The 16280-nt window shown below is 37.6% G+C and carries 18 protein-coding genes; 13 read left to right on the top strand and 5 right to left on the bottom strand.

Going from position 1 to position 16280, the window contains the following annotated elements; all coding sequences use genetic code 11:
* The first annotated feature begins 64 nt into the window (after nt 1-64).
* The 13 genes from EU510_RS07480 (at nt 65) to EU510_RS07420 (ending at nt 10183) form a co-directional block, all read left to right on the top strand.
* Nucleotides 65-688 (top strand): sigma-70 family RNA polymerase sigma factor, encoded by a 624-nt coding sequence (locus tag EU510_RS07480; RefSeq protein ID WP_002962457.1) that lies wholly within the window; start codon nt 65-67, stop codon nt 686-688.
* Nucleotides 681-1352 (top strand): ChrR family anti-sigma-E factor, encoded by a 672-nt coding sequence (locus tag EU510_RS07475; RefSeq protein WP_149592948.1) that lies wholly within the window; start codon nt 681-683, stop codon nt 1350-1352. Before EU510_RS07480 ends, EU510_RS07475 begins: the two co-directional genes overlap by 8 nt.
* Nucleotides 1353-1360: 8 nt before the next feature.
* Entirely contained in the window at nt 1361-2314 is a 954-nt protein-coding gene (locus EU510_RS07470; RefSeq protein ID WP_149592947.1) for a YbgA family protein, read from the top strand.
* Nucleotides 2314-3708: a deoxyribodipyrimidine photo-lyase gene (gene phrB / locus EU510_RS07465; RefSeq protein ID WP_149592946.1), complete on the top strand. Its 1395-nt coding sequence runs from the start codon at nt 2314-2316 to the stop codon at nt 3706-3708. The genes EU510_RS07470 and phrB overlap by 1 nt, the downstream gene beginning before the upstream one ends.
* A gap of 1 nt (nt 3709) precedes the next feature.
* Entirely contained in the window at nt 3710-4138 is a 429-nt protein-coding gene (locus tag EU510_RS07460; protein ID WP_149592945.1) for a nuclear transport factor 2 family protein, read from the top strand.
* Between the two features lie 2 nt (nt 4139-4140).
* Nucleotides 4141-4851 (top strand): SDR family NAD(P)-dependent oxidoreductase, encoded by a 711-nt coding sequence (locus EU510_RS07455; protein WP_149592944.1) that lies wholly within the window; start codon nt 4141-4143, stop codon nt 4849-4851.
* Entirely contained in the window at nt 4848-6104 is a 1257-nt protein-coding gene (locus tag EU510_RS07450; protein WP_149592943.1) for an NAD(P)/FAD-dependent oxidoreductase, read from the top strand. The genes EU510_RS07455 and EU510_RS07450 overlap by 4 nt, the downstream gene beginning before the upstream one ends.
* Complete coding sequence (locus EU510_RS07445; RefSeq protein WP_149592942.1) at nt 6097-6834, top strand: DUF1365 domain-containing protein; 738 nt, start codon at nt 6097-6099, stop codon at nt 6832-6834. The genes EU510_RS07450 and EU510_RS07445 overlap by 8 nt, the downstream gene beginning before the upstream one ends.
* A 37-nt stretch (nt 6835-6871) precedes the next feature.
* Entirely contained in the window at nt 6872-8134 is a 1263-nt protein-coding gene (locus EU510_RS07440; protein WP_149592941.1) for an SAM-dependent methyltransferase, read from the top strand.
* Nucleotides 8112-8606 (top strand): DUF2878 domain-containing protein, encoded by a 495-nt coding sequence (locus EU510_RS07435; protein ID WP_149592940.1) that lies wholly within the window; start codon nt 8112-8114, stop codon nt 8604-8606. Before EU510_RS07440 ends, EU510_RS07435 begins: the two co-directional genes overlap by 23 nt.
* A 61-nt stretch (nt 8607-8667) precedes the next feature.
* The gene (locus tag EU510_RS07430) at nt 8668-9156 is read left to right on the top strand and encodes a chalcone isomerase family protein (protein WP_149592939.1); all 489 of its coding nucleotides are present in this window, start codon (nt 8668-8670) and stop codon (nt 9154-9156) included.
* Nucleotide 9157: 1 nt separating this feature from the next.
* Nucleotides 9158-9697: a DUF3833 domain-containing protein gene (locus tag EU510_RS07425; RefSeq protein WP_149592938.1), complete on the top strand. Its 540-nt coding sequence runs from the start codon at nt 9158-9160 to the stop codon at nt 9695-9697.
* 210 nt (nt 9698-9907) lie between these two features.
* On the top strand, nt 9908-10183 hold the full coding sequence (locus EU510_RS07420; protein WP_149592937.1) for an HU family DNA-binding protein: 276 nt from the start codon (nt 9908-9910) through the stop codon (nt 10181-10183).
* 91 nt (nt 10184-10274) lie between these two features.
* Here EU510_RS07420 and ilvN read toward each other — a convergent pair whose 3' ends face one another.
* The 5 genes from ilvN to EU510_RS07395 all read right to left on the bottom strand — a co-directional run bounded on the left by ilvN (nt 10275) and on the right by EU510_RS07395 (nt 16226).
* Nucleotides 10275-10772 (bottom strand): acetolactate synthase small subunit, encoded by a 498-nt coding sequence (gene ilvN, locus EU510_RS07415; RefSeq protein ID WP_149592936.1) that lies wholly within the window; start codon nt 10770-10772, stop codon nt 10275-10277.
* A complete protein-coding gene (locus EU510_RS07410; protein WP_149592935.1) occupies nt 10772-12499 on the bottom strand; it encodes an acetolactate synthase 3 large subunit in 1728 nt (575 codons plus the stop codon). Before EU510_RS07410 ends, ilvN begins: the two co-directional genes overlap by 1 nt.
* Nucleotides 12500-12928: 429 nt before the next feature.
* Nucleotides 12929-13936 carry an isocitrate dehydrogenase gene (locus EU510_RS07405; RefSeq protein WP_149592934.1) on the bottom strand — a complete coding sequence of 336 codons (1008 nt, stop codon included), beginning with the start codon at nt 13934-13936 and terminating at the stop codon, nt 12929-12931.
* A 206-nt stretch (nt 13937-14142) separates the two neighbouring features.
* Nucleotides 14143-15831 carry a hypothetical protein gene (locus tag EU510_RS07400; protein ID WP_149592933.1) on the bottom strand — a complete coding sequence of 563 codons (1689 nt, stop codon included), beginning with the start codon at nt 15829-15831 and terminating at the stop codon, nt 14143-14145.
* Between the two features lie 11 nt (nt 15832-15842).
* A complete protein-coding gene (locus EU510_RS07395) occupies nt 15843-16226 on the bottom strand; it encodes a DUF3192 domain-containing protein (RefSeq protein ID WP_149592932.1) in 384 nt (127 codons plus the stop codon).
* Between the last annotated feature and the right edge of the window lie 54 nt (nt 16227-16280).

The following is a 16280-nucleotide window of genomic DNA, read 5'->3' as shown; positions in this document are numbered from 1 at the left end:
TATGATCCTAAATTAATTATTGCCCGTATTACTTAATACAAAAGCAATAACGGGATAAATTATTATGGTAAGTCAACAACAGTCACCACGTTGTGAACCTAATACAGGTAAGTACACTGCCATGCCAGAAACGCCGAGTAAAGAACTCATGCAAGCGCTTATAGATGTTGCACAGTCACGCGATAAAAAAGCATTTTCTTATTTATTTGAATACTTTGCGCCAAAAATTAAACGCTTCGGAATTAAGCAATTTGGTGTTGAAGCTCAAGCAATGGAACTTGTGCAAGAGACATTAACATCTGTTTGGCGAAAAGCACATTTGTATCACAGTGATAAAGGTGCGGCTACTACGTGGGTTTATACCGTTATGCGTAATGCTTCATTCGATATGCTTCGTAAAATGAAAAGTAATAAAGAAGAAAATATAAGCGAAGATATTTGGCCATTATTAAACGAATCACAAGATACACATCACGAATACAGTGATCATTTAGAAGATAAACAAATTAAACGTTATTTAGACAAATTACCTATTGCTCAACGCGAAGTGGTAAGAGGCGTTTATTTTCAAGATATGTCGCAAGAGCAACTTGCACATCAACTTAATATTCCAGTAGGCACGGTAAAATCACGATTACGTTTAGCCTTGCAAAAATTACGTAATGAAATGGGAGATCAGCATGATTAAACATCACCCGAGTGAAACTTTACTGACACAGTATTGCGATGCATCACTTGCTACATCATTGAGTTTAGCCGTTTCTATACATGTAGATATGTGCCCTGTGTGCCAAGCTAAAGTAGCTAAAATTGAGGCAAGCAATGCAAACGCATTATTCAGCGAAGAGCCAGCGCAACACGAGCAACCTCAAGCTGAGTTACTTGAAGAATTTGAATTGAATGTGCTTGATATGATCACGTCTGATGATTCTATCGACGAGGTTTATGAAGTAGAACCTGTTTCTATTAAAGTTAATGAGCATAACTATCAGCTTCCACGTGCGCTAACGCGTATTTCTCACAGTAAATTTACCCAAGTAGGTAAGCTTGCGAGATCTCGTGTTGCACTTGATGATGGCCCATTACGCTCTAGCTTGTTACATATTGATGCTGGCGGCGAAATACCAGAGCATACGCATACTGGCTTTGAAGTTACTTTACTCCTTGATGGCGAGTTTACTGATGAAGATGGTAGTTACGTACCAGGTGACTTTATATGGCATGACGGTAGCCACCAACATACTCCTTTAACAAAAGATGGCTGTTTGTGCTTTACAGTTGTCAGTAGTGCGCTACATTTTAATAAGGGCTTCAGCAAGTTACTAAATCCAATAGGTAATTTGATTTACTAAGAGAATTTATGCACACAGATATAATAAAAATAGGTATAAGCGCCTGCTTAGCAGGCGAAAAAGTTAGATTTGACACAGGACATAAAAAGTCAAATTTCTGTATGGATGAGTTAGGTAAACACGTTGAATACACACGGTTTTGTCCGGAGGTAGCGGTAGGTTTACCAATACCTCGTCCAACTATTCGCCAAGTTAAAGTGGGAGATACTATTAAAGTATGTCGCCCAGATGGTACTGGAGATGTAGGTGAACAACTTACCGAGTATGGTAAAAAAGTTGCAACAGAACAGGCTAAAGAGTTGAGCGGGTTTGTATTTTGCGCAAAAAGTCCAAGCTGTGGCATGGAGCGCATTAAAATATACAACGAAGCAGGTACGGGTAATACCTCTGAAGGCGTTGGTTTTTTTGCTGAGCAAATAATGAAACACAACCCATTATTGCCATGTGAAGAAAACGGTCGCTTAAATGACATGCATTTACGTGAAAATTTTGTAATGAGAATTTACGTATTTAAAAATTGGCAAAAGTTAGTACAAGAACCGCTAACGGTTCATAAGCTTACTCAATTTCATTCACAGTATAAGTACTTGTTGATGGCTCACAATTACCAAGCTTATCGTGATTTGGGTAACCTGCTTGGAACGTTTGTAGGTGACGATATAAATGCAGTTGCTGATGAATATATTTTAGGTTTGATGACGGGGCTGAAAAAGCCAGCTTCTCGCAGAAATAATTGCAATACCCTAATGCATTTACAAGGCTACTTTAAAAATGATTTATCGAAGGTTGAAAAACAAGAACTTCGTGATGCCATAGACGAATACCGCGAAGGATTGGTGCCATTATATGTACCACTCACCTTGTTAAAACATCATTTGAAAGTTCATCCAAATGAGTACCTTGAAAAACAAGTATTTTTTAACCCATACCCTCACGATTTAAAACTACGATTTGGTATTTAATGGATACATTATTTTGGTTTAGGCGTGATTTGCGCCTTTTTTCTAACGAAGCGTTAATTCAAGCGCTAAATAATGGCGCTAAACACGCCATTTTTTTTGTGTCTGAAAAGCAGTGGCAGCAGCACCAAGCAGCGCCTATTCAGATTGACCTACTCAAGCGCCGAGTTACCTATCTTCAATCACAACTTGCTGATTATGGTATTACTTTACATATTATTGAAGCGCCTAGCTTTTGTGATTGTACGCGCGAGCTTATTAACTTTTGTAAAGCAAACGATGTAAAACACGTAATTGCTAATACAGAATATGAGCTTAATGAAGTAAACCGCGATAAAGCAATTTTGCATGAATGCGATGAGCTTTCTATTACTTTTACCTTGTACGAAGGCGATTTAATTGCGCCTGCAGGCTCTGTCAAAAATCAAAGTAATGAAATGTATAAAGTGTTTACTCCCTTTAAACGTGCATGGTTAAAGCAGTATCAAGATACACACTTTGGTTTGCCACAATGGCCTTTAACTTCTGACCCTGTTAAGTTTGACGAGAGTGATTTACTAAAAAGTGATGGGTGCTCAGATAAGTGGCCGGTTGATGACGAAACACTCTCTACCGTAGTTGATAATTTTATATGCGACAAACTTACAAGTTACGACGACCAGCGTGATATTCCTAGTGTAAAAGGCACATCGGGTTTAAGCCCGTATTTAGCTCTTGGTATTGTAAGTACAAAGCAACTGCTTATTAATATTCAGCAGCGTTACCCTGATATTTTAACTACATCAAAAAGTAAAACGTTTACGTGGATTAACGAACTTGTTTGGCGCGAATTTTACAGGCATTTAATTGCTGAATTTCCGAAGCTTTCGCGCGGCGATAACTTTAACGAAAAGTATAACGCGGTGGTGTGGCGTAAAAGCGAAAGCGATTTTAAAGCATGGTGCGAAGGGCGTACAGGTTACCCGTTAGTGGATGCTGCAATGCTACAACTAAAGCAAACCGGTTGGATGCATAATCGTTTACGAATGGTGGTTGCAAGTTTTTTAACTAAGCATTTATTAATAGACTGGCGTGAAGGTGAACGCTTTTTTATGCAGCACTTAATTGATGGCGATTTAGCCTCAAATAATGGTGGTTGGCAGTGGGCTGCAAGTACGGGCTGTGATGCTCAGCCTTATTTTAGAGTTTTTAATCCTATCAGACAAAGCGAGCGCTTTGATCCAACGGGCAAGTTTATCCGTAAGTATTTGCCAGAGCTTGAAAACGTGCCAGATAAACACATTCATTTTCCACACACTTACTTAGCAGCAACAGGCAAAGATAAGGAATGTTACTGGCCAGCAATAGTTGATCATAAAGCGGCACGAGAACGTGCACTTGCTGCATTTAAGGTGTGATATGGATAACCAGTTACCAGTAGATAAATTTGTTGAAATATACCAACAGCTTGATAGCACTAATCTTGATTTATTGAGTGATATTTACTGTGACAACATACAGTTTATAGACCCGATGCATGAAATTAACGGCATTATAGAATTGCGCAGGTACTTTGCTAACTTATACAGCAATGTTAAGCATTGCCAGTTTGATATTAGTGATTCGTTTAATAGTGATAATAATGCTTTTATTTATTGGACTATGCATTATGCACATCCAAAGCTTTCATCAGGTAAAACTATCTCGGTAGACGGTCATAGCAAGCTTACTTTTAAAGATGGCAAAATTATTAAGCACAGAGACTACTTTAATGTGGGCGAGTTGTTATACAAACATATTCCTTTACTTGGTAGCGTTATAAAACTAATTGATAAAAGGGCAGGTTAATTATGATCACACTTATAACGGGTGCTACATCAGGTATTGGCGAGCAGCTAGCAATTAAATATGCGCAGCTTGGAGACACTGTTATAGCTTGCGGCCGTAATAGTGAAAAGCTGGCCGAGCTTGCTAAATACGACAACATACAAGCATGTAAATTTGATGCAACTAACCTGCAAGATATAAAAGAGTCTACTATTGGCTTTCCTCATTTTGACCGTGTTATTTTAAACGCGGGTAATTGTGAATATATAGATGATGCGCGCAACTTTGATAGTGCATTGTTTGAGCGTGTAATAAACGTAAATTTACTTTCTATGGGGTACTGCCTTGAGGCGTTACTTCCTAAAATAAATCTAGGTGGCCAACTTGTTTTAGTTAGCTCAAGTGTTACTTATCTTGCGCTACCTCGTTCAGAAGCTTATGGTGCATCAAAAGCGGGTGTAAGTTACTTAGCAAAAAGTTTAGCTGTTGATTTAAATGATGTTGATGTGACTTTAGTTCATCCTGGGTTTGTAAAAACGCCACTTACTAATAAAAATGATTTTCCGATGCCTATGGCCGTTACGGCTGAAAAAGCAGCTGACTACATGATTAAAGGTATTCAAAAACGTCGCAAAGACGTTCATTTTCCTTATCGTTTTACACTTATATTAAAAGCATTACGCATTTTACCACTGCCCATTTGGCTTAAAATCGCAAAAGGATTAGCCCGTTGAAAAAAATAGCAATAATAGGAACTGGTGTATCTGGTTTAACATGTGGGCATTTGCTTCACAAACATTACGATGTAACCGTATTCGAAAAAAATGATTACATAGGTGGTCACACTGCAACGGTTGATGTTGATGTGTGCGGCATCAAATACGCAATAGACACAGGCTTTATTGTATTTAATGACCGAACTTACCCATATTTTGAAAAGCTACTTTCGCGCATTGGTATTGATAAACAAACAACCGAGATGAGCTTTAGTGTGCACAACGAAGCCACTGGTTTTGAATACAATGGCCATACGTTTACAAGCTTATTTGCACAGCGTCGTAATATTTTTAGACCTAAGTTTTGGCGATTATTGTACGACATTGTTAGGTTTAATAAACTGTGCAAAGCAATGCATGAAAAAAGTGATTACCAGTCTGATCAATCATTAGGGCAATTGCTTAACGATAACCAGTTTAATGACTTCTTTAAATATCATTATATTCTTCCTATGGGCGCGGCTATTTGGTCTACCAGTATTAAAGAAATGGAAAACGTAGGCGTTGAGTTTTTTGTTAAGTTTTTCTTTAATCATGGGCTTTTAGATGTAACCAATAGACCACAGTGGTACGTAATACCGGGTGGATCTCGTCAGTACATTAAGCCACTGATCAGAGGTTTTGCCGATAAAATCAACCTCAACACAAATATTAAATCAGTTACACGTCAAAATGATGAAGTAACAATAGAGTTTGCCAATGGTGAGCAAAGCAAATTTGATAAAGTAATATTTGCTTGTCATTCAGATCAGGCGCTTGAACTACTGGGTGATGCTACTGAGCAAGAAAAGTCAGTATTGGGTGCAATAGCTTACACTGAGAATTCAGTTGTGCTGCACACCGATACAAACCTTTTACCAGATAGAAAAGCGGCATGGGCAAGCTGGAATTACCTACTTAATAACAACACAGATAAAGCCGCTGTTGTTACTTATCAAATGAATATTTTGCAAGGTATACAATCGGATACACAGTTTTGTGTAACGCTTAACCATCTTGAAGGGATAAGCCAAAGTAAAATTTTGCGCGAGTTTACGTATCATCACCCTGTATTTAACCAAGAGTCTATTGCGGCTCAAAAACTTAAACACAGTATTGATGGACACAACAACAGTTACTTTTGTGGCGCTTATTGGTACAATGGTTTTCATGAAGATGGCGTACACAGTGGTGTAGATGTAGCCAAGCAACTTGGGGTCGAATTTGACTAGTGCAGTGTATTTAGGCGATGTTAAACATCGCCGTTTTGCTGTTAAAGGACATCGCTTTAGTTACCCTTTGTATATGATGTGGGTAGATTTAAATAATCCCAACCAATTGAATGGTGTGCATAAACACATAGGTACATCAGGTTTAAAAGCGTTAAAATTTAATGAAACTGATTATCTTACAGGTACCTCACAACTTGCTAAGCTGCCTCTTATTGAGCGTGCGCATGAACAACTTGCCAATTTAGGTATTACTGAAACCTTTACTCATATATACATGCTTGGGCAACTTCGTTGTTTTGGTGTGTATTTCAGTCCTGTTAATTTTTACTTTTTTGGACATAACGACACTCGTTTTAAATACATGATTGCTGAAGTAAGTAATACACCATGGAACGAACGTCATTATTATTTGGTCCCTTTAGAAAAAAAAGTGAACTTTAAAAAGGTTTTTTCCGTATCACCTTTCATGAATCTAGACATGAACTATCATTGGCATGTTAAGCAGTCGTCTGATAAAACATTGATACACATTGAAAATAAGCGAAATGAAGAGCTGTTATTTGATGCTACACTTCGCCTAAAACGTAAAGAACTTACTAAAGAAGAAGTTAATAAGTTATTTAAACGTTTTCCGGCCATGACATGGTCTATTTTCAAAGGTATTTATTATCAAGCGTTAAAGTTGTTTATTAAACGAGTTCCTTTTTTAGGCCACTCAGGCAAGCCATAAAGCGCATAGATAGTCAGGACAATTAATAGGTATTTCAATGGATAAAGTGTCGAGCTTAAACTGCGAACAAAGCACAAATTGGTTAACTAACATATATAAAAAATTAGTGACTAAAGCCTTTTCGTCAATTGAAACAGGCCAAATAATTTTAATTGATGCAAATGAGCGTACAGCTTTTGGTGACTCATCTTCAGTTCTAAAAGCAACAATTATAGTAAACGATAAAGCTATGTATAAAGCATTTGCATTATCTGGTAGCGTTGGCGCTGGTGAAGCGTATATTTTGGGGCATTGGTCTTGTGACAATTTAACCTCTTTCATTGAGATATTTGCTATAAATGAGAAGCAACTTGATGAGTTTGAAAAGAAATTCGCATTTTTTAGTAATATCGCACATCGGTTTAATCATATAAAAAACAAAAATTCTGAATCGGGTTCTAAGAAAAACATCGTTGCTCATTATGATTTAGGTAATGATCTTTACGAATCATTTTTGAGTAAAGAAATGCTCTACTCAAGTGCTGTATATCCTACAAAAGAAGCGACACTTGAAGAGGCTCAACAATACAAGCTGAAACGCATTTGTGAGCAGGTTGAGCTTCAAGAAAATGATTCAGTAATTGAAATTGGTACAGGGTGGGGGGCTTTTGCTATATATGCAGCCACACATTACGATTGCCATGTAACAACTACAACCATATCTGATGAGCAATATGATTATGTAGCCAGCAAAATTGTTGAACTTGGTCTTGAAAGTAAAATAACATTACTCAAGCTCGATTACAGACTACTAAAAGGAAAATACGACAAGCTTGTTTCTATCGAAATGATAGAAGCGGTGGGCCATGAGTACTTACCTAGCTTTTTTACCCAATGTGGTGAACTGTTAAAAGATGACGGTGCCATGCTCATACAAGCAATTACTATTGGCGATCAGCGTTATAAGCATTACTTAAAAAACTCTGACTTTATCCAGCAGTATATTTTTCCAGGTGGGTGTTTGCCATCGCTTAACGAAATGAGTGAACAGATTAAAAATAATACTGACATGGTAATTCATACTGTTAATGATATTGGCGCACACTATGCGCGAACATTGGCTGATTGGCGAAGTCGTTTTATAAAAAGCTGGCCTGATTTAGATCGCTCTAAATTTGATGAACGTTTTTATCGTTTATGGTTGTTTTATTTTGCTTATTGCGAAGGCGCGTTTAGAGCTAGAGCAACAAGTACGGTACATTTAATGGCGCGTAAACCACGTTTTATTAGCGATAACGATGATATTGCGCTCAATTACTAATTTTGTTTTTTTTCAAGCAGTGTGGTTTTTATCACTGCTGCTTGAAGCTGATTCGCTACTTTTTAGCGGATTAATTATTGTTTTAATGTTTTGGTTGTCAAAGCAAAAAAAGCAAGACACCTTACTGCTAGTCAAAGCGCTACCTTTAGCTCTGTTGTTAGAATTTATAGCTGTAAAGTTAGGCTTGTTAGAATTTAAAGTTTATCCCTTCCCCCTATGGCTTGTTTTTTTATGGGCTGCATTATTACTTTCTTTAAATACCTCAATGGTATTTTTGAGTAAATTAAAGCTTTGGCAGGCCTTTTTAGTGTGCATGGCTTTTGCGCCTGCAAGTTATTGGGCCGGTGCTCGTTTTGAAGTAATAAGCCTTGGATTACCTTTATGGCAATTTTGGCTTTTTTACGGCGTACTTTGGTCTGCAGTGTTTACCGCTATCCTTTTTATAAACCAAAAAAATAAAGTTATTTATTAACCGCTGATCGGCAATAATTTTCATTTCGTACCACTACTCACTTATTCAAAGGGAGCTCATTTTGAAATTTTTACTGAAGGCAGTTACTTTTTATTTGCTTACAACTTCAATTGTTTTAGCCAACACACAATTTAGTAAAGTGGGTGAGGCGCGAATGGAGTATTTATTTTGGGATGTATATGACGCTGTGCTATTTACCCCTTCCGGTAATTACAGTGAAGGAACGCATCCTGTTAAATTTAAACTCACCTACTTACGAGACTTTGATGCTAAAGAAATAGTGAAAGCAACTAATGAGCAGTGGGAATATATTGGAAAAACAGAGTTAGCTGGTAAATATGACAGCAAATTATTGTCTATTTGGCCTGATATTAAACAAGGTGATTCGCTGACGTTAATCACAACTGAGCAGGGTATGAGCACTTTTTATCATAATGATGAAAAAATTGGTGAAATTAATGAACTTCAATTTTCGAGCGATTTTTTAGCCATTTGGCTAGATGAGAAAACCTCTGAACCAAAACTACGAAAGCAACTATTAGGGAATTAATATGAATGTATTAAACACGTTTAAAACAGTGGTTATATGCTTATTTGCTGTGCTGTTAATTAGTTGTTCGGCACCAAATGTTGAACATTATAAAAATACATCGCCAAATTTCGATTTTAAAACCTTTTTTAGCGGAGAATTGAAAGCCTATGGTGTTGTACAAGACTTTAAAGGCGAACTGACCCGAAAGCTTGTCGTAGACATGAATGCGACTTGGGATGGTAATGAGGGCGTTATCGAAGAAGATTTTGTTTACGACGATGGCGAAACTCAAAAGCGTATTTGGAAAATAACGCTAAATAACGACAATAGTTTAACGGGTACCGCGGCCGATGTTATAGGTACGGCAAAAGGTAAAAGTGATGGTAGCGTATTTCATTGGAATTACGACGTAGCACTTCCATATGACGGCAGTACTTTAGAAGTGAATTTTGACGATTGGATGTACTTGGTTACACAATCGCGCTTGATAAACCGCACATCTATTGTTAAGTTTGGTGTCGAGGTCGGGGAAGTGACCTTAGTTATCGAGAAAATATAGTTTATTTACCCAGTTGCTTAACTTGCACCAAAATTGTACTCAAATTAAGTCTTTGTTAACCCAACACGCTGTATTTTACCGAGAATTATTTAAATTTTACTCATTTTTTAAGAATTTAAGCAAAAAATGCAATTTGCTGTTGCTAACTCTTTAAAAATGCATAAAGATAGGTTTTGCGAAGGCAAAATAATAACGAATAGGAATCTAACAATGAATAAAGCTCAATTAGTTGAAAAAATTGCTACTGATGCAGAAATCTCTAAAGCCGCTGCTACTCGTGCTCTTGACGCGTTTACAGGTGCTGTAACTTCTTCTTTAAAAGAAGGTGATTCAGTAGCATTAGTTGGTTTTGGTACTTTCTCAGTAAAAGAACGTGCAGCTCGCACTGGCCGTAACCCACAAACGGGTGCTGAGATCCAAATCGCAGCGGCAACTATCCCAAGCTTTAAACCAGGTAAAGGTCTTAAAGACCAAGTAAACCTTTAATCGGTTTAACAAATTAAATTAAAAAAAGAGCTATTTAGCTCTTTTTTTTATGTTTAAAAAGCCGCTATATAACGGCTTTAATAGACGAAACTTATGCTTTTAGCGCTTTATCGCCTCGGCCAATGCCAACTGCACCTGAGCGTACAACTTCAATAATATCTGTTTCGTGACGAAGAGTGTCTAAAAACGATTCTATTTTGTCTGTACTGCTAACTAATTGTAGGCTGTAGCTTTGTCGGCCCATATCTAAAATAGCACCTTGAAACACATCAACGACACGCGTAACGGCTGCACGAGTCGTCTCGTCTTTAGCAAATACCTTAACAAGTAATAGTTCACGTTCAATATGGCTCATTTCTGTTAAATCGATAATTTTAAGCACATCTACAAGTTTATTAACCTGTTTAGTAATTTGCTCAACGACTCTGTCATCACCCATAGTAGTAATAGTAATACGCGACAATGATTGATCGTCAGTTGTGCCTACAGTGAGACTGTCGATGTTGTATGCTCGCTGTGAAAAAAGCCCGACAATACGCGATAGGGCACCTGGTTCGTTTTCTAATAGAATAGATAAAATACGACGCATTATGCTTTTACTCCTTTACGTAACCACATCTCATCAATGCCGCCTAACTTAATTTGCATTGGGTATACATGTTCTTTTTCATCAACGTTGATATCTAAAAATACCAAACGATCGGTAATGCTCATTGCTTTATCTATAGCCGGTTGTAATTCATCTAGTGTGTTTACTTGTATGCCGACATGCCCATAGCTTTCAACTAACTTAATAAAATCAGGCAGTGAGTCCATGTAAGATGATGAATGACGTCCGCCATAAACCATGTCTTGCCATTGGCGTACCATACCTAAAGAGCGGTTATTTAGAGATACAACTTTTACCGCTAAGTTGTACTGCAAGCAGGTAGATAACTCTTGAATGTTCATTTGAATAGAGCCATCACCTGTAATACACACAGACTCTTTATCAGGAAAAGCAAGCTTTACGCCCATAGCGGCAGGTAAACCAAAGCCCATAGTGCCTAGCCCGCCTGAGTTGATCCATTGTCGAGGATGTTTAAATGGATAATACTGCGCTGCAAACATTTGGTGTTGACCAACGTCTGAGCTGACATAAGCATCACCGTTTGTTGCTTTGTAAACCGCCTCAATTACAGCTTGTGGTTTAATTTTTTCGTCTTCAGTCGTGTTGTAGCTTAAACATTTTTGTTCACGCCAACTGATAATTTGACGCCACCAGTCTTCTTGTGCGCTGCGATCAATTTTAATAGGACTTTTATCAATGCCAGCTTGCAGTTGTTCTAGTACCGTGGCTAAGCAACCAACCACCGGAATGTGCGCTTTAATTGTTTTTGAAATAGAAGTTGGGTCAACATCAACATGAACAATGGTGGCATTAGGACAAAACTTTTTAACGTTATTTGTAACACGGTCATCAAAGCGTGCACCGAGTGCTAAAATCACATCGGCATTAGCCATTGCTTTATTAGCTTCAAGTGTGCCGTGCATGCCTAGCATACCTACAAAGTTTGGATGCACGCCCGATATGCCACCAAGCCCCATTAGAGTATTTGTAATAGGTGCGTTTAACGACTCAACTAAATGCGTTAATTGCTCTGATGTATTTGAAATAACAATACCGCCGCCAGAGTAAATAACCAGTTTTTTGGCTTCTAAAATAGTGGTAACGGCTTTGCGAATTTGTTTTGAGTGCCCTTTAGTATTAGGGCTGTATGTTCTTAGTTCTGTTGTTTGAGGAAATTCGTATTCAAACTTAATTGCAGGGTTAAGCATATCTTTAGGGAGCTCAACCACAACAGGGCCTGGGCGACCTGTACTAGCAATATAAAAAGCTTTAGCTAAGATGGTAGGAATTTCTTTAGCGCTTCTACAGTTAAAGCTATGTTTAACTACAGGGCGCGAACAGCCAACAATATCAGTTTCTTGGAATGCATCGTCACCAATTAAATTTGTAGGTACTTGGCCTGATAATACAACCATAGGAATTGAATCCATATAGGCCGTTGCAATACCTGTTATACAGTTTGTAGCGCCAGGGCCTGAGGTTGCAAGTACAACACCAACATTTCCAGTAGCACGAGCATAACCATCAGCCATATGTGTTGCAGCTTGTTCATGACGAACTAATATATGCTCAATATCATCTTGCTGAAAAAGTGCATCATATAAATCTAAAACCGAACCACCGGGGTAGCCAAATATGTATTTTACCTTTAACTCTTTTAATGCCTGAACTACTAGTTCAGAACCATTATATTCTTGTTTGCTCATCCTCATTCCTCTGTGCGCTTTTTTATGCATAAAAAAACCCCCGCGTAGTGCGAGGGTTTTTAAAAAGCAGTATCACCTTTTAATACATCCCCGCTGGGCTTATAACTAGGACCAGTTCGAGTACGACTAAAAGATTAATGTGTGTGTTCATGATTATTACTCTACTTAGCAAAACACTGCTTTTAAATTAAAAATTCTGTATAGGTTTATTTTTAAGGGTTTTTAGGCGTCACGTCAACCTTAAAATCGTTTATTTGCATTAAAATTTCATTTTCGTTGTGTTTATAATTTTGAATTGTCAAAAGTAAGGGTTTTGATTGGTTTATTTGGAAGAAATTATGCAGGTTGATGTTGAGTGTATGTGGTATGCATTTACAAAAAAAAGCCCGCTAAATTAGCGGGCTTTCTAAATTAATAACGAGTAAATAGTTATAGACGGTCAATTACTGATTGAGTGAAATCAGTTGTACCGTGGCTGCCGCCTAAATCGCGAGTTGTACGGTCGCCAGATTGAATAACATCAGCAACAGCACTACGAATGCGCTCTGCTGTGTCGCCCATATCTAAATGCTCAAGCATTTGAATAGACGCTAAAATTACAGACGTTGGGTTAGCTAGGTTTTTGCCAGCAATATCTGGAGCACTACCGTGTACCGCTTCAAAAATTGCAGCGTCTTCACCAATGTTAGCACCTGGTGCCATACCTAAACCGCCAACTAAACCAGCACAAAGGTCAGATAAAATATCACCAAATAAGTTAGTCGTTACAATTACGTCAAACTCTTCAGGTGTCATTACCAGCTTCATACACGTTGCATCAACAATCATTTCGTTTGATTCAATTTGTGGGTAACGCTCAGCTACTTCACGTGCAACTTTTAAAAACAAACCAGAAGTTGATTTTAAAATGTTAGCTTTATGAACAGCAGTTACTTTTTTACGACCTTCGCGTACCGCTAGCTCGTATGCAAAAGTTACGATTTTTTCTGCGCCTTCACGCGTAATTATCGATTTTGCTTCTGCTTCATTACCGTCTTCACTTACTACTTGGCCTGCACCTGAGTACATACCTTGCGTATTTTCACGAATAGTAATGATATCAATATCGTCGTAACGTGCTTTAGTACCAACAAATGATTTAACTGGACGTACGTTAGCGTATAAACCAAATTGCTTACGAAGTGTTACGTTAATAGATGTAAAACCTTCACCTACAGGCGTAGTTAATGGGCCTTTAAGAGTGATTTTGTTTTTAGCAATTGTATCAACTGTTTCTTGCGGTAATAACTCACCTGTTTTTTCAAGTGCAGCTAGGCCAGCATCAACAAATTCATAATCAAAGTCGCAACCTGCGGCTTTTAATATTTCAAGTGCTGAGTCGATAATGCTCGGACCGATGCCGTCGCCTTTGATCACTGTGATGGTTTGTTTGGCCATTGACTTTTCCTTTAAAGAGTTTGATTTGCACATAAATTATTACCCTGAGAGAGTAATCGCTTGTTAGATCATTTATGTGAACGTGCTTGAAAATTTAAGGGCGCATTTATACCAATTTATTACCCATTTTGCTAGTTTATACAAAAAATACTGGGTATACACGAAAGTTATAATGGGTATAAAGACATAAAATAGCTTCTAATAAACTAAATACTATCAAACAACTCAAGGGATTCTAATTGTTGATAAAAATCAGCTTGGTTATCCCACTTGAGTATTTTTAGCTGTTCATTTAACGTTTGCTGCTGCCACGGAGTTAGTGAAAGTTCTGGTTTAAACACATTTTGAGCAACAATTTTAAGTGTGATCCAGAGTTTATGAAAATCAGTTAAATGCTTTTTAGGTGTTTGCTCTGCTTCTAACAGCTTAGCTGTCCAGGGGTTGTCACTTAATAAATGAGTAAGCTGTTGTGCTAGTTGCTCACTATTAATCACATTTACCCCAAAAAATGAACAAATCGGCGCACTCAGTTTTTTATTTGGAGTGTCGTCAATGAGTGTTTTACGAGAAAGCTGTGTACTACAGTGTGTTAATAAAAAATGGACGTAAGCGTATAAAGGTAAAGTGATATGCTCAAACTGCTCGTGTTTATTTTTACTTACCAATAAAGCCATTATTTTTACTAGTCCATTTAACCGGCTAGTAACATAGGCTTGTAGAGGGTGCGGGGTAACATTAACTAACTGTTCAAAAACAACCCGTTGAATTATTGCAGGTGCATTATAATAACCGACCATAGATAAGCTATGCTTTAAGTCTTTAGCGGCTTGATGCTCTTTATTATAAGGTTTTACTGCTTCACATAAATTAGCAATTACAAGAGGGTGAGGCGCCATTAACTGGCTTAATCCTTTATAGCTGTATTCGTGCTGCAGCTTAATATTACTAATTAGTTGAAGTAAAGACTGTGCCTTATCAACCTCAACCTCACTTTTTGACTTAACATGTTCACTGTTAAACACTTTAAAGCTGATTGTTTTGTCAGTGCAGTGCCATTGTTTTGGATTATCGTTAAGTGCTGCTTTTACTCTATACCAAGCTAATTTATTTGCATTAGCAGTACTAATTAAAACATGCCTTTGCTGTGCATCAGTTGCTAAATAAATCATGGTTTGCTCGGCATATAAAACGCGGCTTCCCGGTAATAAGGGCCCTAAATGGGCTATAAGCGATTTAATTAGCTGTAGTGCAAACAAATTTGGTGTGCGAATGTACAAATCAGTAAGTGCTTTAAATAAATTAATATGTTTGTTAGCCGTATTGCTAGTAACATTTATGCTAATAATATTTGCTAAAGCAATCAGGGTAATGCCGCCATCGTAAAGCATAATTTTAGGTGCACTTACCAATGCTTGTTTATATTTACTTAATTTAGCTAACAATTGTGTAACGGGTTTGGCAGAATCACCACTAGATAACATTACTTTTGCAGCTAATTGATGGCGCATCTTCCATATTTTTTTATCAGAATCTTGAAAAGGTGTTTGCTTGCAAAGTTTGTTTAATTGCGCTCCAACACATAAGTGCTCAATGAGAGCAGCCACTATGTATAGCTCACTTAGAGCACTATCATAGTTTTGAGACTTACAAAATGCTGCAGTTATAACACTCTGACTAACAACTAAATTTGTGGCATAAGAGTAACTAGGGTTGTAAAGCGTCAATCGGGCTTGTAATGCGAAGGGCTGCTCAGCATAGAGTACTCTATATTGCTCAGCTAACTTACTTGCGATTGGGTATAAAGCTGTCCATTTTTGTTTATTATTATAATAGCTTAAAAACAGCTGCGTATTATTAAGCAGCTGCTCTAAAGTAGTTGAAACAGCTTCATCCATTAAACCTTCACCTAATTTTGTTCTTGGTATTTATTGTATGCACTTGGGCCCCATAAAAATAGCTGCCCATTTTTAAATAATAGTCCAGTACATTCATCCATGGTGGTTATACCGTCAGATGTTATATGCTGTGTACGGTAAAACACTATCTGAAAGACTTGTTCGCCATCTCGTTTAGCATAAGTAAGATCGGGGCTGCCTAAATAATCAAGAACACTATTGAGTGTTACAGGGTTCTCTAGGGATAGTTTTTCGATATAACGCTTATTGAAAGCTTCACGGTCTTGCCAAATCATGGCCTGAGGATCGTCTTTATAAAAAGTGATCACCAATGCAGCTATCAGCGCATATAGCCCTAAACCTAAAATTAAATATCGGATAAATTTTTTCAATATGGTTTACTCTAACTCCGGTAACTAATAAATAGTATACGTTTTGTAATGTTTAGA

It is taken from the genome of Pseudoalteromonas sp. FUC4 (assembly GCF_008370255.1).
Classification (GTDB): Bacteria; Pseudomonadota; Gammaproteobacteria; order Enterobacterales; family Alteromonadaceae; genus Pseudoalteromonas.
The sequence above is the reverse complement of the archived record's forward strand: the minus strand, read 5'-3'. Positions and strand labels throughout refer to the sequence as shown.

What these genes read in the sequence shown, in the direction of transcription:
- EU510_RS07410 (WP_149592935.1), bottom strand. Translation starts at nt 12,499, where the DNA reads ATGAGCAAACAAGAATATAATGGTTCTGAACTAGTAGTTCAGGCATTA.
- phrB (WP_149592946.1), top strand. Translation starts at nt 2,314, where the DNA reads ATGGATACATTATTTTGGTTTAGGCGTGATTTGCGCCTTTTTTCTAAC.
- EU510_RS07405 (WP_149592934.1), bottom strand. Translation starts at nt 13,936, where the DNA reads ATGGCCAAACAAACCATCACAGTGATCAAAGGCGACGGCATCGGTCCG.
- EU510_RS07420 (WP_149592937.1), top strand. Translation starts at nt 9,908, where the DNA reads ATGAATAAAGCTCAATTAGTTGAAAAAATTGCTACTGATGCAGAAATC.
- EU510_RS07480 (WP_002962457.1), top strand. Translation starts at nt 65, where the DNA reads ATGGTAAGTCAACAACAGTCACCACGTTGTGAACCTAATACAGGTAAG.
- EU510_RS07455 (WP_149592944.1), top strand. Translation starts at nt 4,141, where the DNA reads ATGATCACACTTATAACGGGTGCTACATCAGGTATTGGCGAGCAGCTA.
- ilvN (WP_149592936.1), bottom strand. Translation starts at nt 10,772, where the DNA reads ATGCGTCGTATTTTATCTATTCTATTAGAAAACGAACCAGGTGCCCTA.
- EU510_RS07425 (WP_149592938.1), top strand. Translation starts at nt 9,158, where the DNA reads ATGAATGTATTAAACACGTTTAAAACAGTGGTTATATGCTTATTTGCT.
- EU510_RS07400 (WP_149592933.1), bottom strand. Translation starts at nt 15,831, where the DNA reads ATGGATGAAGCTGTTTCAACTACTTTAGAGCAGCTGCTTAATAATACG.
- EU510_RS07435 (WP_149592940.1), top strand. Translation starts at nt 8,112, where the DNA reads ATGATATTGCGCTCAATTACTAATTTTGTTTTTTTTCAAGCAGTGTGG.
- EU510_RS07475 (WP_149592948.1), top strand. Translation starts at nt 681, where the DNA reads ATGATTAAACATCACCCGAGTGAAACTTTACTGACACAGTATTGCGAT.
- EU510_RS07460 (WP_149592945.1), top strand. Translation starts at nt 3,710, where the DNA reads ATGGATAACCAGTTACCAGTAGATAAATTTGTTGAAATATACCAACAG.
- EU510_RS07440 (WP_149592941.1), top strand. Translation starts at nt 6,872, where the DNA reads ATGGATAAAGTGTCGAGCTTAAACTGCGAACAAAGCACAAATTGGTTA.
- EU510_RS07470 (WP_149592947.1), top strand. Translation starts at nt 1,361, where the DNA reads ATGCACACAGATATAATAAAAATAGGTATAAGCGCCTGCTTAGCAGGC.